Source organism: Clostridium sp. AF36-4 (assembly GCF_003435975.1).
Taxonomy (GTDB): domain Bacteria; phylum Bacillota; class Clostridia; order Lachnospirales; family Lachnospiraceae; genus Eubacterium_F.
On the sequence record NZ_QTVH01000007.1, the window covers coordinates 105,283 to 125,248 of the forward strand.

General features: G+C 41.4%; 23 protein-coding genes. 3 read left to right on the top strand and 20 right to left on the bottom strand.

Going from position 1 to position 19,966, the window contains the following annotated elements; genetic code table 11:
• Positions 1-3 precede the first annotated feature (3 nt).
• Complete coding sequence (locus DW005_RS05565; RefSeq protein WP_117478505.1) at positions 4-1,512, top strand: hypothetical protein; 1,509 nt, start codon at positions 4-6, stop codon at positions 1,510-1,512.
• Position 1,513: 1 nt separating this feature from the next.
• Positions 1,514-3,415, top strand: a complete 1,902-nt coding sequence (locus DW005_RS05570) for a GHKL domain-containing protein (protein WP_117478506.1) — start codon at positions 1,514-1,516, stop codon at positions 3,413-3,415.
• Here the strand turns inward: DW005_RS05570 and DW005_RS05575 are convergent, their stop codons facing one another.
• Genes DW005_RS05575 through DW005_RS05605 form a run of 7 tightly spaced genes read right to left on the bottom strand, consistent with a single transcriptional unit; the run spans position 3,416 to position 8,129 of the window.
• Positions 3,416-4,483 (bottom strand): PilT/PilU family type 4a pilus ATPase, encoded by a 1,068-nt coding sequence (locus tag DW005_RS05575; RefSeq protein ID WP_117478507.1) that lies wholly within the window; start codon positions 4,481-4,483, stop codon positions 3,416-3,418. It lies immediately after the preceding gene.
• A gap of 17 nt (positions 4,484-4,500) precedes the next feature.
• Positions 4,501-4,914: a hypothetical protein gene (locus tag DW005_RS05580; protein WP_117478508.1), complete on the bottom strand. Its 414-nt coding sequence runs from the start codon at positions 4,912-4,914 to the stop codon at positions 4,501-4,503.
• Positions 4,911-5,312 (bottom strand): hypothetical protein, encoded by a 402-nt coding sequence (locus DW005_RS05585; protein WP_117478509.1) that lies wholly within the window; start codon positions 5,310-5,312, stop codon positions 4,911-4,913. The genes DW005_RS05580 and DW005_RS05585 overlap by 4 nt, the downstream gene beginning before the upstream one ends.
• Positions 5,309-5,821 (bottom strand): DUF4860 domain-containing protein, encoded by a 513-nt coding sequence (locus DW005_RS05590; RefSeq protein WP_022377661.1) that lies wholly within the window; start codon positions 5,819-5,821, stop codon positions 5,309-5,311. Before DW005_RS05590 ends, DW005_RS05585 begins: the two co-directional genes overlap by 4 nt.
• 2 nt (positions 5,822-5,823) lie before the next feature.
• The gene (locus DW005_RS05595; RefSeq protein ID WP_117478510.1) at positions 5,824-6,150 is read right to left on the bottom strand and encodes a hypothetical protein; all 327 of its coding nucleotides are present in this window, start codon (positions 6,148-6,150) and stop codon (positions 5,824-5,826) included.
• An 11-nt stretch (positions 6,151-6,161) separates the two neighbouring features.
• Positions 6,162-7,208 carry a type II secretion system F family protein gene (locus DW005_RS05600; RefSeq protein ID WP_117478511.1) on the bottom strand — a complete coding sequence of 349 codons (1,047 nt, stop codon included), beginning with the start codon at positions 7,206-7,208 and terminating at the stop codon, positions 6,162-6,164.
• Positions 7,209-7,223: 15 nt separating this feature from the next.
• Entirely contained in the window at positions 7,224-8,129 is a 906-nt protein-coding gene (locus tag DW005_RS05605) for a transglutaminase-like domain-containing protein (RefSeq protein ID WP_117478512.1), read from the bottom strand.
• Positions 8,130-8,351: 222 nt separating this feature from the next.
• Between DW005_RS05605 and DW005_RS05610 the strand changes: the two genes are divergently transcribed.
• On the top strand, positions 8,352-8,612 hold the full coding sequence (locus DW005_RS05610) for an AbrB/MazE/SpoVT family DNA-binding domain-containing protein (RefSeq protein ID WP_022377665.1): 261 nt from the start codon (positions 8,352-8,354) through the stop codon (positions 8,610-8,612).
• A gap of 396 nt (positions 8,613-9,008) precedes the next feature.
• On the opposite strand, the gene DW005_RS05615 is transcribed toward DW005_RS05610, so the two are convergent.
• The 13 genes from DW005_RS05615 to DW005_RS05680 form a co-directional block, all read right to left on the bottom strand.
• Complete coding sequence (locus DW005_RS05615; protein ID WP_117478513.1) at positions 9,009-9,938, bottom strand: acyl-CoA thioester hydrolase/BAAT C-terminal domain-containing protein; 930 nt, start codon at positions 9,936-9,938, stop codon at positions 9,009-9,011.
• A 117-nt stretch (positions 9,939-10,055) separates the two neighbouring features.
• Positions 10,056-10,604, bottom strand: a complete 549-nt coding sequence (locus DW005_RS05620; protein ID WP_117478514.1) for a histidine phosphatase family protein — start codon at positions 10,602-10,604, stop codon at positions 10,056-10,058.
• 35 nt (positions 10,605-10,639) lie between these two features.
• A complete protein-coding gene (locus DW005_RS05625; RefSeq protein ID WP_117478515.1) occupies positions 10,640-11,839 on the bottom strand; it encodes a PD-(D/E)XK nuclease family protein in 1,200 nt (399 codons plus the stop codon).
• A gap of 76 nt (positions 11,840-11,915) precedes the next feature.
• Positions 11,916-12,317, bottom strand: coding sequence for a type II toxin-antitoxin system VapC family toxin (locus DW005_RS05630; RefSeq protein WP_117478516.1), 402 nt, complete (start codon positions 12,315-12,317; stop codon positions 11,916-11,918).
• A complete protein-coding gene (vapB, locus tag DW005_RS05635) occupies positions 12,314-12,544 on the bottom strand; it encodes a type II toxin-antitoxin system VapB family antitoxin (protein ID WP_022377670.1) in 231 nt (76 codons plus the stop codon). Before vapB ends, DW005_RS05630 begins: the two co-directional genes overlap by 4 nt.
• 76 nt (positions 12,545-12,620) lie before the next feature.
• Positions 12,621-12,935, bottom strand: a complete 315-nt coding sequence (locus DW005_RS05640; RefSeq protein ID WP_117478517.1) for a TfoX/Sxy family protein — start codon at positions 12,933-12,935, stop codon at positions 12,621-12,623.
• Between the two features lie 765 nt (positions 12,936-13,700).
• Positions 13,701-14,564 (bottom strand): 16S rRNA (cytidine(1402)-2'-O)-methyltransferase, encoded by an 864-nt coding sequence (gene rsmI, locus DW005_RS05650; protein WP_117478519.1) that lies wholly within the window; start codon positions 14,562-14,564, stop codon positions 13,701-13,703.
• Positions 14,557-15,312, bottom strand: coding sequence for a tRNA1(Val) (adenine(37)-N6)-methyltransferase (locus DW005_RS05655; RefSeq protein WP_117478520.1), 756 nt, complete (start codon positions 15,310-15,312; stop codon positions 14,557-14,559). The genes rsmI and DW005_RS05655 overlap by 8 nt, the downstream gene beginning before the upstream one ends.
• Entirely contained in the window at positions 15,305-16,216 is a 912-nt protein-coding gene (locus DW005_RS05660; protein WP_117478521.1) for a stage 0 sporulation family protein, read from the bottom strand. Before DW005_RS05660 ends, DW005_RS05655 begins: the two co-directional genes overlap by 8 nt.
• 16 nt (positions 16,217-16,232) lie before the next feature.
• Entirely contained in the window at positions 16,233-17,216 is a 984-nt protein-coding gene (gene holB / locus DW005_RS05665; protein ID WP_117478522.1) for a DNA polymerase III subunit delta', read from the bottom strand.
• A gap of 18 nt (positions 17,217-17,234) precedes the next feature.
• Complete coding sequence (locus DW005_RS05670; RefSeq protein WP_022377676.1) at positions 17,235-17,675, bottom strand: YaaR family protein; 441 nt, start codon at positions 17,673-17,675, stop codon at positions 17,235-17,237.
• Positions 17,676-17,719: 44 nt separating this feature from the next.
• Positions 17,720-18,304, bottom strand: coding sequence for a guanylate kinase (locus DW005_RS05675; RefSeq protein ID WP_117478523.1), 585 nt, complete (start codon positions 18,302-18,304; stop codon positions 17,720-17,722).
• 15 nt (positions 18,305-18,319) lie between these two features.
• Entirely contained in the window at positions 18,320-19,732 is a 1,413-nt protein-coding gene (locus tag DW005_RS05680; protein WP_117478524.1) for an aminotransferase class I/II-fold pyridoxal phosphate-dependent enzyme, read from the bottom strand.
• Positions 19,733-19,966 lie beyond the last annotated feature (234 nt).

Genomic DNA, 19,966 nt, shown 5'->3' on the forward strand with positions numbered 1-19,966 from the left:
TTTATGCGCAGATTGAAAATGGTTGTTTATTTACTAATTCTTGGCATTCTCAGTTCACTTTTGGGGAATGTCTCTTTTGCGTGGGCATCCACACAGGACAAATTAGTTATTACAGAAATTTATGATCTGGATCTTGCATCTGCTCCCCTCATGTTTCCGGTTGGCTCTCACCATTTTCAGGAAACCATTCAGACTTACAGTAATTGCCCTCTCTACGCCGTCTGTGAAGATGAAAACGAGAGCACGGAACTGATACCATCTTATGACATTCACTCGGTTGATGTGCAAAAAGAAGGCATCTATGAAATGACTATGACTTTGCAATATAACAAAGAAATGTTCCAACTGGCAGAGAACTATTCGGAAACCTATACCATTCCGGTCTGTATCTCTGACCCGGAAAAGTTTGAAATTTTTTCAACCTTTACATCGTTCCACCACACAACGCTGAGTTTTGTGCATCATTTTAAGGATTTTTCCACAATAGAAGGGGCCTATGTAAAATCCAAAACCGCCCTTACTCAATCTCAACTAAACAAAGCCGAATGGACAACAATTACATCTTCGGAAAATTTCAATACAACACCGGATGGCGTCATGTTATCATCTGCTTTTTTTGAGGAAGATGGCTATTTATATATAAAATTAACCAACGAAAATCTTACCTCCAATATTCTTTGTCTGGAGCAGAAAGGTGAACTCGTTCGCTCGAAACCAATTGAGGGTGACCGTGACGGTGGCGATTTTTCCTCGGAAGACCCGTTTGAAATTACTTCACCGGTATCGACACCGGACAGCGGGCAGACTACACACCACACAGCCGTGCCAAAACCAACTGCCACAGCGGCAATTATAATTCCAACAACGTCTGTTTCTTCCATTCCCAAAAAAGAAACAACGCGCACGAAAAAAAAGAAGAATTCTTCCTCTGCCCAGAAATCAGAGGGAATGATTACCGGCATTACAAGCAGTACAGAAAAATCCGGTTCAAATACCAATACAACTACATCAATGAAAAAAGATACGGCAGACAGTGCCACCACTTCCCATGCCAGCGAGAAAAAGACAATAGAACAGGTTGGCTCAAACCGTATTTCTCTATCCGGAAAACGACTTCGTCTGATTGCGGAATCAAATCCAAACTATGTTCCGTTTACTTATGATAATATTACGCTTGAAATTCCGACGAATTATCTTTTATCACTGAATCTTAAAGATAATGAAGTACTGATGGTAAGTATCGTTCCCGGTTCCGATAAAGAGGTAACTCTTGCAGTTCGTGCCGCAGGTAAAGTGTTGACGAATATTCCAAACAGCCGGCTTACCTGGAAGCAGGAGAACAAAATGCGCACCATTGACAAAACCGGCGTTTACAAGCCCCCGGGCTCTGCCAAACAAAATCTTCCGGTCAAAAGAAACCGCGTGCCTCGTCTTGTAATTATAGGCGCCATTATGTTAGTTCTGATTTCGACCGGCTGCTTTGTCTACCACAAAAAAGAAAGGAAACATTAAGATGAAACCTCGCTTTATCAAACTATTTCTTGCTTTGTTTCTTCCTTTTGCCTCCTTTCTGCTGCTTGCGCATTTTCTATTCTATTACAACAATAAATATGAAAATAATCCGGTTTACCCAATAGGCGGTGTCATGTTTTGTTCCGATTCCGACTTATCCGGGGATTCCGTAATTTTCCTTGCCCATCAGTGGAATTTTTTCCCGGGCAAACAATATACGCCTTCCGATTTTAATGAAAAAAAAGTAACGGGAGGCACTTTTTTAACCCTTGGCTCATTTGGCAATTTCAGTCTTGGCAGTACTTCCGAGGCATCGAATGGCACTGCCACCTACCGCTTAACACTGTCTCTCCCAGACACGGCACGGACATATTCTTTGTATCTGCCGGAAATTTTTTCCGCTTACACACTCTACCTAAACGAGGAAAAAGTCTGCTCGCAGGGAAATCCAGACCTGGCGCATTATAAAGATTTAATTGGCAATAAAGAAATTTCTTTTACCGCCTCCGGAACCGTTCATATCACAATTATTGCCACCAATTATTCGCATATTTACAGTGGCATTACCTATCCACCGGCCTTTGGAACAGTTACTGCCATCCAGAAATATCTTTCCACAAGACTTTTCATCTCTGGCATTACGCTTGCAGCCATTTTTCTTTTTTCTGCCTGCTCACTGTTCTTTTTCTGCCGGCTAAAACATAAAAATGCGCTGATTTTTACTATTTTGTGTGGTTTGTTTTTTGTTATCTCCTTGTATCCGGTTCTATTTTCTTACGGCAGTTATTCTGTTTTTCCGTGGTATCCACTGGAAATTGCCTGCTTAACCGCCATGTATCCATGCATGGTTTTGCTGCAGGGAACGATATTAAATCTCCCCAAGAAATTAATTCGGCACGAAACGCTTATCTTTGGCAGCTGTGTTGTTTTGTCGCTTGTATTCACTCTGTTTTTACACGGCAGCACACACTTTGCCAAAATATATTCTGAATTTTTGTTTTTATACAAAGCGGGCTGCGCCCTTTTGCTTTTATTTCAGGCATATTATTCGTATCAGAAAGAATTACACACGTCACCAATTCTCTTAATTGGTACGGTTTTGTTTGCCGCCTCCCTGACTGCTGACCGCATGTATCCGGGCTACGAACCGATTTACGGCGGCTGGTTTCAGGAAATTGGCACTTTTCTGTTAGTCATTTCTATCGGCTATGAATTGTGGCAGGATTTATCGAAGACCTACCGCGCAAAACTTTTGTTGGAGGAAGAAACTCATTATCTTGCAAAACAGATTGAAATTCAGAAGGCGCACTATCAGGAACTTACGGAACGCATTGACGAATCAATTCGCCTGCGCCACGACCACCGTCACCATATGCAGACTGTCACAACCTATCTGCAAAATAATGAGCGCGAAAAAGCACTGGAATACTTGGCACAATACGCAGAGCAGAGGGAGCAGAAAGGACGTATCGTATTATGCCGTAATATGCTCGCGGATGCGATTTTACAATACTATCAAACACTCTGCAAAAACAACGACGTAGCTTTTGAATGTCTGGCAAATCTTCCGCAAACACTGTCGATTCCCGACACTGACTTTTCGATTTTGTTTGGTAATCTTTTGGAAAATGCATGGGAGGCCGCAAGCCAGACACCGGAAAATGCGTATATCCGCGTCCAGATTCAGCCACAGAAAAACAACATTGTTGCAATGATTGAAAATAGCTGCAAAAAAGAACCAATCCAAAAAGCGAATCGGTTCTTCTCAACAAAACATTCCGGTATGGGTATCGGTACCCAGTCTGCCCGCCTCATCGTTGACAAGGCAAAGGGTGTTATTTCCTTTGAGCCAAAGGACGAAATCTTTGTAGTACGTTTCGTCCTTCCAAATACTGTAAAATAATTACCGGCTTAATTTTCTCTTTAACTGTTCCGGATTAATGGCGGATAAAAGTGCGGTTTCTTCGCTGATTTCGCCTTTCCGGTACAGTTTCAAAATGTACTGATCCATTGAAACCATCCCCAATTCTCCGGACGTCTGAATGACATTATCAATCTGATAGTTTTTGCTGTCTCGAATCATGTTCTGAATCGCCGGCACAATTTTCATAATTTCCACCGCAGGAATCATGCCGCCGCCTTCTCTCTGCAGTAGCTGCTGGGAAACGATGCAGTCTAACACAAGTGATAACTGGATTTTAATCTGATCCTGCTGATCTGCCGGGAAGGAGTCCACAATTCGATCAATCGTATTTACCGCTCCCTTGGTGTGCAGTGTTGCAATAACAAGATGTCCGGTTTCCGCTGCTGTCATCGCCGTGCGAATCGTTTCCGCATCGCGCATTTCCCCTAACAGAATGACATCCGGCGCCTGACGCAGACATGCACGAAGTCCGGTTAGATAATTCTCGGTATCAATTGCAATTTCACGCTGGCTAATTAACGATTTCTGGTTTCGGTGCAAATACTCAATCGGGTCTTCCAACGTAATAATATGTGCTTCCCGCTCTTTGTTAATCGCATCGATAATACATGCTTGTGTCGTCGATTTCCCGCTTCCAGCCGTTCCTGAAATAATAATCATGCCGTGCTGTAGTTTCGACAGAGCAATTACCTCTTCCGGAATTCCCAGGTCCTTGTAATCCGGAATCCGGAACGAAACAACACGGATAACCGCCGCCTGTGAGCCACGTTGGAAATATGAATTGACACGAAATCTCGCCAAGTCCTCAATGGCAAAGGAAAAATCATCATCTCCCTCTTCTAAAAAATGTGTTTTCTCCCGGCTGGCGCACTCATAGATTTCATCTAAAAGCACCTTTGTGTCATCCGGCATCAGACGCTCCGCCGAAGCTTCCATTGGACGAATTTCGCCATCCACCTTATAACTCAATGCACCACCGGCAACAATAAAAATATCCGATGCTCCGTCAGAGACCGCTTTTCTTAATATTTCCACTAAACGTTCCATATCTTTTCTCTCTTTCTTTAGTCTGGAAGCATTTGTTCCATTCCATCCCAAACATCGATGGTATCGTCCGGTTTCCACTCACCGGTATACTGCTTCTCCCACTTTACTACATGAAATTTTTCTTTTTGTTTTTTGATTTCAATAAACAATTTTTGTTTATCATCAATTATACAAGTGTACGTATAAGTATTTCCTTTCTGTTTCACACCATCCGGCATATTACCTGCCCGAATCTGTGAATATATCTCTTCTGCTTTCGTATCTGCCGCATAGTAATTACTCACCGCTTTTACGGATTTTTCCGACAGGTTATAGTTTGCTTTTGCCGTCGACAGTGACAAAAGCGCAAATACCAAAAAACATAACACGGCAAAAATCGTCAGAATCGAACTGCCGCCAACGCTTGTGAATGAGAGCTTTCGTTTTTTCATGATGTGCCCCCTCTCTGCCAAGCCGCCGCAACATGATAAATTTCTTCCTTATCTTCATCAAAAACGGTAACCTTTGCATTTGTCAAATACTCATCTGTATCCGTCTTTATCATTTGGACCGTCATATGGTCCTGCTCAAAAGGAATTTCCAGAGTATCTCCCTCAATCTGACCGGGCATCTCCCCTACTACTTTCTGCCAGTCGCCGGCACACGCTTTGCACATCTCTATTACTTCCTGTGCATGGGCTGCCGCAATATTTTCTTTTTCACCACGCCCAGACAACCCATTTGCATAGACAAATGCCTGCAAACACACGGCTGCCGCCAGCGCAAACACTAAAATCATAATAATCTGCTCCATCAGCGCTAACGGAGCTTTGCTTCTTTCATAATTCACAATGCCACCCCGCTTTCTTCACTTCGCAGAGAAACGGTTGTCTCATTCTCACGTCCTTCGCTATCTTTGGATGTAATTCGTATGAGACTTCCTTTCTTTTCAAAATGCAAATCTTTCGCATCCATAATCGCCACACCATCTTCCGGCTTCATCTCGGATTCCTCAGCGGCAAACAACTCATACACCTTACCCTGATAATAATAAATTTTCAAATCATACCGAATGCCATCGATTGTTTCCAAAAGATGCAGCGTATTTACCTCATCATCCACATCCGGCGAAGCAAATCCGCCCACTTTTACGGCATCTGCTCTGTCATAACCACGAATCTGGGCAGACACATAAGACGTGATAATTCTTTTGTTGTATGCATTATTATCACGCTCGACCAAACTTTTATATTGATTTGCTCCCAATGCTAGAACTGCCACAATTGTCATGGCAAAGATAGCAAACAATACAAGAACAAATACATTTTCAATACTATGTCTCTGGCTGCTTCTCTTCATTGCTAATCGACCCGCTCCTGATTTTCCATTACTGTAATTTCCGGCATCAAATTTTTGGCAAATACTTCATAAAAGACGGTAAAACGGCTTTCATCAATCTGGATTCCGTAATTTTTCTTTAAATATTCAAGGGTAGGCGGATATACACCTTCTGTCGCATAGCAGGTCATTGTTGCCTTACGAATGGAGTTTTCGAGTTGTTTCATGCTCTCTGCCTCCTGCCCCTGATTCAGCCTTGCCGCCCCCGCGTTCATCGCATAAAGCAGTCCGCCAATCACCGCTGTCAGCAATACAATTTTTATAATTAAAAAACTTCTCTGCTTCATCATTTTCATCCATCCTATCCAATCGAAGACATGATATGAATCAACGGTAACATCACGGTTATCAAAACAATTCCTACAAGAATTGAAGTAATAATGACAATCGTAGGCTCAATCTTTCCAACTTTTCGTGCAATTTCCAACTGCACTCTGTCGTCCATACGCCGTGAAATTTCTGCCATTGCCGTATCAGATGTACCACTTTTGGCACCCAAATCTAAAATCCGGCAAAATGACGCTTCCAACACTTCATTTTCTCGGAATGACTTCGCCATTGGCTCGCCCACTTCCAGCATCCCAAGGCATTTCTCATAACGCTTCTTCGTCTTTTGATTTACGTCCTGAAAAAGCATCGCTGTACGGAATGCATCTTCGGTATTTAATCCACTCATCATTCCCATCGCCATCGCTGACGCAAATCTTGCTTCACCCATCCGGCGCACAATTCCGTGTCCGCCGAAAACTTTTTTATACAGTTTCACAAAAAAGCCTCTTGCCCTCTTGCTGCAGGCAATCACTGCTGCCACTAAAACAATGACAAATATGATACCGCACAACACCGGCATGATACTTCCGAGCCAGTCGCCAAACCGCAGTAAAAGCTTCGCCGTGCCGCCCATCGTACCGCCAAGCTGCTCATAGACCTGATTGAAAATCGGCAGCACCTTGACAAGCAGCACAACTAAAATTACTAACATCAAAATCATCAATATAAACGGATACAGAAGGGCACTGCGAATCTGCGACATCAACTGCTGCTGCCTGTCGTAATAATCTGCCAGTGCCTGAAAGGACTGCTCCAACCGCCCTGTCTCCTCACCGGTTTCAATCATATCGCCGACGTACTTCGGAAACGTACCAACCTCCCGAACTGCTTCGGAAAACGGTTTACCTTCCGTCACCAAATCCGCTAACTGCTCCAGCATTTTTTTGCTTTTTTTGTCCTTTTCGTCCTCAATTAAAAGATACAATCCATCTTCGATTCCAATGCCGGCATGCAGTAAAAGCGACATTTCCAGACAAAAAGCAGAAACATACTCATTACTTACTGTTTGCTTACTCATGACACACTCCCCTGATTAGTAACTCAATTTTTCTTTGTAATTTCTACCATTTCCTATGTATTTCATAATGGACTTACTCGATTTACTGGTCGAAGCAAATGTTGGGTCCATCAGTTTCCATTTCTTACCGTTAAAGTAAATCATTTTGGAAATGCGCCCTTTTTTCTTGGAATACACGTTAATCCATGCATGATAGGCATTTCCGGTATAGCCGACAACAAGTTTTGTCGGAACTCCCTGGCTGCGCAGCATCGCTGTCATAACAGCCGCATAATCAAAACAGATTCCTTTTTTCTTCTTATAAATCTTATTCAGATTTGGCACATAACCCGGCTTTACCGTCTTGGCAAGTTTTTTGTCATATTTGTAATTTTTAATGACATAGTTGTATACCTTTTTAACCTTTGCCAAATCGTTTTTACAATTTTTTGTAATCGAGGCTGCTTTCTTCACAACTTTCGTGCTTTTCGTGTAATTTACAAACTGGTTCGGACGCAGATACGGTCCAAACTGGTCGGTCATTTCGACATTTACTTTCAATGTCATCTCCATCGCATAACGACCACCCACTTCATAAAGCAGATAAATCGTATAGGCAGTATTTCCTTCCGTCAATGGAATAACCTGATACTTATTCACGGAAAGTGTATATTTGTAACCATCATTCAGCGCCTGTCCCCCAGTCGTAACGACGCATTTCAGCGTAGGTCCCAGTGCCTTCTTAAATTTCACCATCACATAGCCGTCTGCCGTGTTGGAATAGTCAATCACACAATTATTACTTTCCTTAACTTGTTCCCCACTTGCAACAGTCGGATAGATAACTATTTTTGCCCGGCTTTTGCTGTTTGACAGCACAATCCCCGAAACCATCACACACAAAAATCCAAGAATCCATAATCCCCTTTTACTTTTTTTCATGAAATACACTCCTTTCACGGATTAATTATTTTCATTTTATCACTTTTAGGACAAAAAATAAAGCATCCTTTTCTTATTATTATATGCATCCGTGTGTCATAAAAAAGGTCTATTCTTTTTCATTGTTTTTTTATACTCTTTTAATCGTCGAATCACTTGACAAAATGTCAAAAACGTACTATAGTTGACTACGTTAAAAAAAGTTTTCAAAGGAGTAAACCTATGATTGAAACAGGTATTGCAAGACAATTAGATGCAGTCGGACGTATTACTCTGCCAAAAGAACTTCGCAAGTCTTTAGGATTTAAAGACCGCGAATTATTGGAAATATATACTGAAGATGACAAAATTATTTTAAGAAAATGTGAAAGACAGAAACAGGATATCTTTACTGGTTCTGAGGAGGATTTGATTGAGTACAAAGGAAAATTAGTTTCCAAAGAATCAATCCGCGAATTATCAAAGCTTGCTGGTTTAATTTAATCATATATCCCTTTAGTGTTTGCCCGAAGTTTTCCCAGACTTCGGGCGTCTTTTTTTATGTATTATGTAATTTAGCTGCACCGTCGTATGATAAAAAAGAAATGTAAACGCTGCGTTGACCTGTTTTATAAAAATTACAACAACGGTCAACCAAAATTCGGCTTCCATTTGACTTTTTTCTACTTTTTCTCTAATTAAGTCAACTTTTACAATATATTTGTTGACCTAAATTTGCATTATCTTAAATCCAGTCATTCACTTGAGTCATTTTTGATGACCTATTTGGCAAAAAGCGATTTTTAAGTCAACTTTTGTCTATAAAGTGGTTGACTGGATTTATGCTTTTGACAAATCAGGTCAACTAACTGCAAATATCTTCTGCAAAAGTTTCATAATCTACTCTTCCCGCCACTCTTTTAGGGCAGAAGAAAGTCTTCTGTCAATATCTTTTCGCGTTTTTTCACACTCATTTGGATATTCTTTTGCCGCTTTGAAAATAAATCGCATCACAAATTTAAGTCCCACCGGCAAAGCCTTGCGAAGCAGGGATTCCGGCAGTACAAAGTGAGTTCCGTGTTCATACACGAGCGGCACATACTCACAGGTATGCGGGCGCTCTTTTAACCGTTCATCCATGCGGCGGATGTATTTTCCTGTTTCCCAGAAGGAATCATCCTCAGCTCCTACAAGAAACAGTCTGCCCTTTATATTCTCAACCGGAATCATTTCCTCTTCGTTATGTTCTCTTGCATTTTCAGAGTCAATAAACAGGCAGGTGCTGCGTTCAATATCACCGGAACCTTTTGTTTCTTCCTGAATTTTCTGCCAATATACCGGATGCTCATATATAAACGGCATATAGGCAAGCGGCTCTCCCTTCCAGGAAAGAGTGGACGCTCCCGGAATCGGCCATTCTTTGCATCCATCCTTTTCTCCCTGTTCAAATCCCTGCCATACAAAATCACTAGGAGTAAGAGCAAATGTCAGCGTAATATCTGAAAATAAAGAAGCTGCAACAAGAGCATCCATACCCGCTGTACTCATTCCCATAATTCCGATTTTTTGATTTCCATTATTTTTCAGCCACTGGATTGCCGTCTCAATACGTTCGAGTGGGAAATTTACATGACTGTAATTTTTCTTTCCCGGCGACATACAAAGAACATTGACACCATTTTTATGAAGCCATTTTGCCCCGCACTTCGCCATATAATCATTGGGGTCATCTCCAAACAATCCAATAACCGCACAGTCTGAACCTTTGGGATTTACATAATAAGTTCCATAAAAACCATCTTTTTCGGTTTCAAAAAATAACTTTTTCATTGCTCTTCCTCCAGTATCTTATTCGAATGATAATCCCACTCTTTTCTGTCAGCTCAAAGTTAGTATAGACTAACCACATTGTCAACTTTTAATTCCGGCTTCCTGATTTCTCTTAATTTACAACTGTAAAATCTTACACTGTTCAAGCCCTGCGCTCCAAAACTCCTCGATTGGCTTATTCTTAACCTGACATATAATACTGGAATTCATCGCACCATGTCCAACAATAAGAATATCCTTTCCTTCCTGCAATTGAGGCTCTATTACTTCCTTCAGAAATGAACCTGTTCTCGCAAAAAGCTCTGCAAAGGTTTCCGCCCCACCGATTGATTCTATGTATTCCTGCGGTTTGCGAAAAATAAGATTAATTGGACAATCCGGAATTTTAAAGCTATTTTCAATCCCCTCATAATCACCAAAGCTCATCTCTACCAGCCGTTCATCTGTTATAATTGGAATTCCCCTGTTTTTCAGCACAATCTGCGCCGTCTCCACTGCCCGAATCAGCGGAGAACAATAACATACATCGATATTCAACGACTTATATTCCTCGTGTGCTTTGGATGCCATTAATCTTCCTTCGTCATTTAATGGGATATCCGTTCTTCCCTGAAGTTTGTGCAATGCATTCCAATCGGTTTTTCCGTGGCGCATAATGTATAACATGTTGTGTGTCCTCCTAAATAATCTTTCTTGAATTTTTATCTTTGGTTGATTTTCTCAAGGAATCTACTTCTCATTATACTAAAACGCAACTCAGAATACGTCATCGTCTGATTCCTTAAGCCACAAAGAAAATCAGAAAAGTATTTATCATTTAAATACTCCGCCGCATTTTCCCTGAAAAAATCATATATTTCACTATAATATATAATCTTGTACTTTTCTTTAATCATTAGATCATCTATCGACAAATCATTGTAATTAGGAACAAATACAAAATAATGCGCCTCATTAATTCCATTTTCCTTTATATATCTCTCTGTATATTCATAATACTTATTCAATTGATTTTTACCATCATCTGTTTTGCCATTAAAACCCGATTTTATCTTATTTTCAATTACCAATACATGGCGTTCATCACGAATCCATAAATCAATATTCTTTACAGACTCTCGTATAATCTCAAAGGAATTTTCGAAACCATGAACTCCTAATACATCTTCTGCAAATTTAACAAACATATCATGTCTATAATTGAAATAGTAAGCTAATAAATTAGACATTATCAACTCATCATTTTCCTTCCTGATAATTTCAAGAAAAGATATATTTGTCCTAGTATATGAGCCATCTGATATCATTTTCTGCGTATTATTAGATTCTTCCCACAAAGATGTATTTGCCAATAGTTCTTCTACCTTTGCGTGTATTGAAGGATATAATTCTTCTGATAAATACGTCCGCATACTTTGTCCAACAATTTTCTTCTTATTAAAATCCAACCGAATTACAACCGTATTTTTTTCATCCTCAACCTCATAACTGGAATCTACAGTAATAATAATTCTTTTACCTTTTTTAGGAAACCTAACATCTTTTGCACAATATGTAGCCATACTATTTGTTTTTGATGTCTCAGCCTCACCATGATAAAGATTTTTATTAAATATATCAGTAATATTTACACCAGCATAAAAAATCTTCTGAACATCATCCGCCGATGTGTTACTTAGTCCTTCTGCCTTCATCACGACTTCCATCGTTTCTCTACCCGCAATATTTTGAACAAACAGTACTTTATCAACATTATGTCCTTTGACATTTCCCATAGGTGTAATATAAAGATAGTTTTCATCATTATCATCCCTAAAAAGATTAATCACCTCATGCCCTATATTAGTCCCTTCCTGTAAATATGCACCCGCAAATAATTGATTGATCAATATTTCTCCCATAATTTACTCGCCTCCTAAATGCCACTATCTCTTTTGGCATTTCTTTTATCCTATAACATAATTCATTTAACAAAAACTACACTACCCAATTTTCAAGTTTTAAGCCTTTTACCCTCTCAAACTCTTTTGTATTATTTGTTACGACAATATAATTCAGTGACTTAGCATGACCAGCTATCATCATATCCAGCGGTCCAATAGGAGTTCCCGCCTTTTCCAAGTCTGCTCTAATCTTTCCATAACTCTGTGCTGCTAAAGAATCAAAACTCACAATGTCAATATTTGCCAACAACAAAGCCAAAGCCACCCTATTTTTCTCAATTGCTTTGCTTTTTTCAACTCCATGCACTAATTCTGCATATGTAACAGAAGAAATACATAACTCCTGCGGATTGTGTTCTCTTAAACGAATAAATACTTGCTCTGGCTTATTCTTAATTGCATAAATACATATATTTGTATCTAACATATATCTCATAATTCCTCACGCTCCTGTTCCACCCAATCGCTACGCCCATCTTCCATAAAATCGTCCGAAAACATATCTATGGCTTGCATAAAAGAATCCCATTTATCCGTCTTTGGCATAAGAAGTACAACATCGCCAATTCTATTAACCGCCACCTCATCGGTGTCAAATCTACATTCTTTGGGAAGTCTTACTGCCTGGCTTCTCCCATTTTTAAATACTTTTGCAGTCATCATAATAATCAACCCCTTTCTTCTATTATTAGTATATACTGTGATATATATCCTAGTCAATAAGTTTAAAAATAACCATCTACTTTTTCTTTTTCGGTGCCGGCAATTCATCATACATCGCACGAAAAAGTCCTGCCAAAAACTCTTTATCGTCAACATTGTCCACAAATAACATTTCTTTTGCGCCCTCATAAGGCAATTCATAAGCAGCTTCCGGCATATAAGAAACCGCCGATTTTATTGGTTTTACAAGTAATCTGTCATCATAAATTCCACCTACAATTTTACCACGATAATAAAGAATATATTCTCCCATCATAGCGCGGTAAGTAATTTCTTCTAAATCCGATAACTGTTCTAATATAAACTGCAAATAATCTTTACTTGATGCCATATTTTTCACACCTCTCTTTGAGCATAACTATACCACACTTGCGTCCGGGCAACAATGAAAGTTTCCGTTTTCAAAATAATTCTCATTGACTTTTTGTTTTTCATGGTGCACATTCGATTAGATTCCTAATTATGGAGGTTATTATGAAAAAAAACACCTCACTACCTTTTGATGTCCGAACACCTGATGTTTCAAAAAGCTCTTGTATCAAGTGTCAAAGATACCGGATTAACACCCAGCCAGCCCAAAATACCGGATTATCTGCTCCACCATGACGGAGTAATTCACTGCAGACATTTTACTAAAACTGACTGGGGCAATGCCAAAAATTATGACTTATGTATCAAATCCGATGTTTGGGGATGAGCGAGACGGCTCAGATTATTGCTGACCTGTTTCAGAAGAAGATGAAATTTTAGTTGATAAGCCTCCTCCGCTGATGTTAGAAGAATTAAAGCCGTGATGGGAAAATAGATTTCTTACATAATAACTATCATGTTGACTTGATTTTAAAAAACTTCTCCCACGGTCAACAAAATTTTATCGTTGACTTATATTTGTTTTTTTCTAAATTGAGTCAACTTTTGAAATGTATTTGTTGGCCTTAATTCACATAATTGCAAATACGGTCATTCGTTTAAGACTATTTGGTTGACCTATTTAACACAAAATGGAATTTCAGTCACCTTATGTCTATAAAATGGTTGACCGGATTTGCGATTTTTCAAAATCCGGTCAACCTATAGCAAGCTCCCCTCTCGCCCCCTACTCATCTTCGAGTAATTTCGCATATATCTCCCGTTTGGATACGCCTCGGTCTTTCGCCACTGCCTTCATCGCTTCCTTGCGGCTAAGCCCTTTATCTTCATAGATTTTCATATGTTTGGGCAGCGGCATTTCCTGCCATTTCTCCTGTTTGGCGCGGTTCATATCTTCTGCACTTTTCCCTTCCAGTACAAGCACAAACTCACCTTTTGGCTCGTTCGCTTCATAATACGCCACAGCCTCACCTAAAGTAAAATGAAGTGCCGTCTCATGTTTTTTTGTCAGCTCCTTGCAGATGGCAATCCGGTGGTTTTCGCCCAAAAGCTCACAAAAAAGTGCCAGTGTTTTTTTCAGACGATGCGGTGCTTCATAAAAAATCGTCGTGCAGGTCGTCCTTTCAAGACGGTCTAACACTTCTTTTCTTTCCTTTTTATCCACCGACAGAAATCCTTCAAAAGTAAACCGGCGGGCAGGCATACCGGACAAGGTCAGCGCTGTAATTACCGCTGCCGGCCCAGGAAGAGATGTAACCGGAATTCCCGCTTCATAGCACGCCCTAACCAAATCCTCACCAGGGTCCGAAATTGCCGGCGTACCGGCATCCGTAACAAGCGCAATCGTCTCACCTTTTAACATGCGCTGAACTAAAACCGGTGTCTTTTCATATTTGTTATGTTCATGGTAACTGACAAGCGGTGTCTTAATTTCATAATGATTCAAAAGCTTGATGCTCTGTCTGGTATCTTCGGCCGCCACCACATCAACTTCCTTTAAAATGCGGAGAACACGAAGTGTAACATCCTCCAAATTGCCAATCGGCGTAGCACACAAATATAACATTCCCGTTTTATCTTCTCTAATCATAATACATCCGCCTCACTTCCTCTGTGTATTGGTTCGTATCCTCGTATGCAATTAACGGTTTTTCGACTGTCAATTGACGATTTCCTCCACGAACTCCCTCAATCAACACCATATTTGGTTCTTTATCAACATACGGATAAACCAGTCTCATCCGTTTTGGCTCCAATTTGTACTGCACCATACAGGAAATAATTTCCGCTAAGCGAAACGGTCTGTGTACCAGATAAAAACGCCCGCCAGGCCGCAAAAGCTTCGCCGCCGCTTTTACCACATCTTCAAATGTGCAGAAAAGTTCATGTCTGGCAATCGCTTTATGTGACGCCTCACTGACACGGCCATTGGATTGATTCAAATACGGCGGATTACTCGTAACAACATCAAAGGAAGCAGCTTCAAAAATTGAAGTGGCTTCCCTGATATCACCCTGCACAATATGCACTTTATCTTCTTTTTCGTTATAAGCCACACTGCGTTTCGCCATTTTGGCAATATCTTTTTGCAGTTCCAGCCCAGTAAAGGAGCTTCCCTTGGTACGTCCGGAAAGCAGTAGCGGAATAATGCCGTTTCCACAGCCAAGGTCCAGACATTTTTCCCCTTCCTTTACCTTTGCGTATGCGGATAAAAGGACAGCATCCATGCCAAAGCAGAACCACTTCGGATTCTGAATAATGTACATTCCATCCCGCTGCAAATCATCCAGCCGCTCGCCATCGCAAAGAAAATCCTTTGGGTCTTTTTGATTACTCATTCAGTTTCGATTTTCCTTCCTTTTTCTCCATTGCCTCTAACTTCTTCAACTCTTTATCATGTTTATCTTTAATTCTGTTTTTCGGCTTGTTCGGACGGAATTTCAACTCATCCACGCGGTACTCACGCACCTCTTTCTCGCCGTCATCCAAAGAAACAATAACCTTCACAAGCTGCTTTAAGACACTTACGCTCTGCACTTCCGCATCCAAACCTTCCGCCGTTTTCACATGGCTTCCAATGTATGGCAGACGACTGTTTAATTCCTCATAAGCCTCTTCCTCATTTTTCAAACAGCACATCAGACGTCCGCAGACACCGGATATTTTCGTCGGATTCAAGGAAAGATTCTGCTCCTTTGCCATTTTAATCGAAACCGGCGCAAACTCGGATAAATAACTGTGGCAGCACAACGTTCTTCCGCAGATTCCAATTCCACCGCAGATTTTTGTTTCGTCACGCACACCAATCTGTCTAAGTTCAATTCGAGTGCGGAATACGCTCGCCAAATCTTTTACCAGCTCACGGAAATCAATTCGTCCATCGGCTGTAAAATAAAACAATAATTTATTGTTATCAAATGTATACTCAGCCGCAATCAGCTTCATTTCCAATCTATGTTTTGCAATTTTTTCAAGACAGATTTTATATGCATCTTTTTCTTTTTCACGGTTCTTTAACTCGATATCTTCATCTTTCGGCGTTGCCACACGAATAATCTTTTTCAGCGGTGCCACAATTTTCTCTTCTGCCATCTCGCGGTTTGGCACAACAACCGTTCCGTATTCAACACCTTTTGCAGTCTCGACAATTACGTGCTCCCCGCGCTCAATCTGCTCATCGCCCGGGTCAAAAAAATACACCTTTCCCGCCTGTCGAAAACTAACACCAATAATAATCTTCATAATAACCTCCGTATGTCTATTTCAAAGCAAGAAGCATAAGCTCCATCGTAATATCAAAATTTACATTTGCGCGCAGGCGGACTTTTGCTTTTTCAAATGCCTGCAATATTTCCTCGATTTTCTCATAACTGCGGTGGCTTGCCTCACGGGAAATATAAGACGCCTCATCCTGGAACAAAAGCTGGTTAATATCCTTTGTCGCCTTAAACAAAAGCACATCCCGGTACCACAGCACCATTAAATCAATATAATCACGCACTTCATCTTTACGTGTTCCCAAATCCTTAATTACCGCTAACATCTCAGACAAATCCATCTGCTCCACATGCCGCAGCAGAGAAATAATATGGTCTTTTCTCTCAATAAAATCTTCCGATTTCGCATACCGCATCGCTTTTCCCAGATTTCCCTGTGCAAATGCCGCACTCGCTCTCGCCTGATAATCCGGCACCTGACAATGTTCTTTGACATACGATTCCACAACGGCAGTGCTGAGCGGACGAAACTCCATCGTAAGACAGCGCGACTGAATCGTCGGCAGCAACGCAGAAATGTTACTTGTCATCAAAATGACAATACCATATTCCGGCGGTTCCTCAATTGTTTTTAACAGCGCATTCTGTGCCGCCTCTGTCATTTTTTCCGCCTCCGGCACGAGGTAAATTTTATACGGACTCGAAAACGGCTTAATATCCATCGTATTGCAAAGCTGCTCGCGGATTTCATCCACGCCAAGGCTCGCCTTCTCTCTTGTTACCCAGATAACATCCGGCTGATTTCCGGACTCCATCTGGCGGCAGGACACACATTCCTTGCACGGTTTATCTGTCGACTCACTCTGGCACTGCAAACCAGCAGCAAACGTCCTCGCCAGCGCTTCTTTTCCAACACCTTCCTCGCCTTGGAACAAATACGCATGAAACGGTTTCTTATCACGAATCGCTGCCTGCATATGTTCCTTTATCTGTTCATGACCTACAATCTCTGAAAATGAAAACATCGTTTCTCCCTTCTTTTATCACGTAATAATATCCAGTAATAACCCTCTGATTTCATCGACTTTACTCAAAATCGCAAGGGTATCTTTTTCTTCTTTAATCAACTCTCCCGCCAGTTCATCCAACACCACATTCACACGCTTAATCATGCCATACACACGGTGTCTGCCCCGGCGGTCCAAGAAATTTTCACGACTGAATTTATGCGAACGATTTACTATCTCATTCATAAATTCCTGAATGAGGCGGCGGTAATGCTTCATATCCCGGACATCCATATGTTTGCCAAGCTTTTCTCCCTGCATCGTAATTTCCTGCATCATAACCGATAACCGCTCGGAAAGACCAGCTTCTTCAATCGAACTCATCAGTGTAAATTTAAAATCTTCTCCACTTTGCTGCGCCTGCTGCGTCTGTGTCGTCGCATTTACCTGCTGCATGTTGTCCACTCGAATATCCAAAATATCACCTCTTTCTCAATTTATAATACCACGTTTCACATGATTTATCTACCACTTTTTATCCGCAGAACAATCTCTCTCAGTGCATTTTCAACGGAATCATTTACGATTTTGTCCGTAATATTTAAGCGCTTGAGATTTTCTTCGGAAAAATCTTTTTCATCTGCCAAAAAGCGGCGGCATACCTCGGAAACGCATGGATTTTTCTGCTCTTTTTCCCTTTTCAGCGAGCGCTCAATCCGGGTCATGTCATCCACCTCGATATAAAGCGGAACAACCTTATTTGCACCATAAAACCGGGAAATTTTCTCAAAACCTTCCAGCGTGGAAATTAGCACAAAATCGCCTTTGTCCCAGTCAATCTGTCCATCTTCCGCCGTGAAATAATACCACGGTCCATGGACGGTCTGATAACACCTTGATTCCACAATCCGGTTCTCTTTTTCCATCCTGCGCATTTTATCTTCGGAGACAAAATAATACGCTCCACCATCCGTTTCGCCCTCCCGTATCGGTCTGGTCGTATAGGGAATCACTGCATGAATCTCCGGGTGACGCGCCAACAGTTCCCCGTAAAGCGTATCTTTTCCCGATGCACTTTTCCCCATAAATACAAACAATCTGCCCATGGTAGAATCCTCTCTTTACCTTTTCTTTTCTTCTTTCACAACCTGCACGGTCTGTCCGCTTGCATCCGCAAATCCAAACAAATGTAGTCCTGCTTTTTTTGCATTTTCTATCTTATTTAAAACCGTTTTTGTAATCTTTTCTCCCGGCACTAAAAACGGAATTCCCGGTGGATACACCATCCCATATTCCGCCGAAACAAATCCCTCTGCCTCATTCACAGACTTTGTCTCCTCCAGTGCATTTACCGCCTGCACCGGCAGCATTTCCACTTCCGGGCAGGTTAAAACCGACTCGCTATAATTTGTTTTTTTCTCTTTGGAAAAAGAAATTTTTTGCAGTCTTTCATCAATTTTAGTAAGGGCATCCATAAGACGGACAAAACCATCTCTCGAATCCGCGAGGCTTGTCATCGCAAGAATATACCCTGCAGCCGCCATTTCCACTTCAATTTGAAATTCTTCCCGCAGCCATTTTGCTGCCTCTGTGCCAGAACATTTTTCCCCGGTCAGAACAACAAGTTTTGATGGTTCCTTTCTTGGATTTTCCCAAAGACGTAATTCCTTCCATTTTTCTGCATGCTCACGAAACCAAATAAGGTTCGTAAAATAAGCCTCAAACCAAGTATCGGCATATTTCCGCATCCACTGCATACACTGGCTGATACTACCCATCAGCACATAAGAAGGGCTGCTCGTCTCAAAGATTTCCAAATAATGTTCCACGCGCTCTGCCATAATACGGTCACTCGCCCGGTGCAAAACCGCCGTCTGGGTCAATGCCGGCAGCGTCTTGTGCAGACTCTCAATCACAAGATCCGCCCCCTGCTCCATCGCAGTCTCCGGAAATTTGTCACTCCATGCAAAATGTGCACCATGCGCCTCATCCACTACAAGCAGCGAATTTTCCTCATGGACAATCTCTGCAATCGCCCGAATATTTGACACAAGGCCCTCATACGTCGGCGAGGTCAATACGACACAGGCAGGTTTCGTATCTGCTATGACACGCTTCACTTCCTCCGAAGAAATCCCAAGGCAGATTCCCGTCTCTTTATCTACTTCCGGATATACATAAACCGGCTTCAACGACAAAAGTTCCACGGCATGGTACACCGAACGGTGGCAGTTTCTGGCAATCACAATCGTATCGCCCGGATGACAGCAGGCAGAAATCGCTGCTAAGATGCCACACGTGCTTCCATTTACCAAAAGATAAGAGTCTTTCGTTCCATACTTTTGTTTCATCTGCTCCATCTCCCAAAGGATTTCCCCCTCCGGCTGATGAAGATTATCTGTGCCGTCAATTTCTGTCACATCAAATGCATAGGGATTTGCCATCGTAAAAAGACCTGCCCGCTTGTGCCCGGGCATATGCATCGGATACCGGTTTTCTTTTGCCGTCCACATGAGTCTTTCATAAAGATTCATCGTAAATCCCTCCTGTCATGAATATTCCTCTTTTATTTTACAATAGAATGGGAACATTGGCAAGGTGGTAGGGCTCGTGTCAAGTATTCGTTGGCACTTTTTTGTTTTCCGTAATTCCGGAGAAAAGCTTTGCGTCTCGTGGGCACTTCCGTTTAACAAACACGTAAGGGTATGGGCATGCAAAATACGCAAGCCTCATACCCACGTGTTTGTACCCACGAGTCACAAAGTTTT

Excerpts from the sequence above, each read along its gene's own strand:
- DW005_RS05675 (WP_117478523.1), bottom strand. The coding sequence starts at position 18,304 with ATGGGCAGATTGTTTGTATTTATGGGGAAAAGTGCATCGGGAAAAGAT.
- vapB (WP_022377670.1), bottom strand. The coding sequence starts at position 12,544 with ATGATGACTGCAAAAGTATTTAAAAATGGGAGAAGCCAGGCAGTAAGA.
- DW005_RS05575 (WP_117478507.1), bottom strand. The coding sequence starts at position 4,483 with ATGGAACGTTTAGTGGAAATATTAAGAAAAGCGGTCTCTGACGGAGCA.
- DW005_RS05595 (WP_117478510.1), bottom strand. The coding sequence starts at position 6,150 with ATGATGAAGCAGAGAAGTTTTTTAATTATAAAAATTGTATTGCTGACA.
- DW005_RS05655 (WP_117478520.1), bottom strand. The coding sequence starts at position 15,312 with ATGAGTAATCAAAAAGACCCAAAGGATTTTCTTTGCGATGGCGAGCGG.
- DW005_RS05620 (WP_117478514.1), bottom strand. The coding sequence starts at position 10,604 with ATGTTATACATTATGCGCCACGGAAAAACCGATTGGAATGCATTGCAC.
- DW005_RS05615 (WP_117478513.1), bottom strand. The coding sequence starts at position 9,938 with ATGAAAAAGTTATTTTTTGAAACCGAAAAAGATGGTTTTTATGGAACT.
- DW005_RS05625 (WP_117478515.1), bottom strand. The coding sequence starts at position 11,839 with ATGGGAGAAATATTGATCAATCAATTATTTGCGGGTGCATATTTACAG.
- DW005_RS05605 (WP_117478512.1), bottom strand. The coding sequence starts at position 8,129 with ATGAAAAAAAGTAAAAGGGGATTATGGATTCTTGGATTTTTGTGTGTG.
- DW005_RS05630 (WP_117478516.1), bottom strand. The coding sequence starts at position 12,317 with ATGAGATATATGTTAGATACAAATATATGTATTTATGCAATTAAGAAT.
- DW005_RS05640 (WP_117478517.1), bottom strand. The coding sequence starts at position 12,935 with ATGGCATCAAGTAAAGATTATTTGCAGTTTATATTAGAACAGTTATCG.
- DW005_RS05565 (WP_117478505.1), top strand. The coding sequence starts at position 4 with ATGCGCAGATTGAAAATGGTTGTTTATTTACTAATTCTTGGCATTCTC.
- rsmI (WP_117478519.1), bottom strand. The coding sequence starts at position 14,564 with ATGATTAGAGAAGATAAAACGGGAATGTTATATTTGTGTGCTACGCCG.
- DW005_RS05570 (WP_117478506.1), top strand. The coding sequence starts at position 1,514 with ATGAAACCTCGCTTTATCAAACTATTTCTTGCTTTGTTTCTTCCTTTT.
- holB (WP_117478522.1), bottom strand. The coding sequence starts at position 17,216 with ATGTTTTCATTTTCAGAGATTGTAGGTCATGAACAGATAAAGGAACAT.
- DW005_RS05590 (WP_022377661.1), bottom strand. The coding sequence starts at position 5,821 with ATGAAGAGAAGCAGCCAGAGACATAGTATTGAAAATGTATTTGTTCTT.
- DW005_RS05680 (WP_117478524.1), bottom strand. The coding sequence starts at position 19,732 with ATGAATCTTTATGAAAGACTCATGTGGACGGCAAAAGAAAACCGGTAT.
- DW005_RS05580 (WP_117478508.1), bottom strand. The coding sequence starts at position 4,914 with ATGAAAAAACGAAAGCTCTCATTCACAAGCGTTGGCGGCAGTTCGATT.
- DW005_RS05660 (WP_117478521.1), bottom strand. The coding sequence starts at position 16,216 with ATGAAGATTATTATTGGTGTTAGTTTTCGACAGGCGGGAAAGGTGTAT.
- DW005_RS05600 (WP_117478511.1), bottom strand. The coding sequence starts at position 7,208 with ATGAGTAAGCAAACAGTAAGTAATGAGTATGTTTCTGCTTTTTGTCTG.
- DW005_RS05610 (WP_022377665.1), top strand. The coding sequence starts at position 8,352 with ATGATTGAAACAGGTATTGCAAGACAATTAGATGCAGTCGGACGTATT.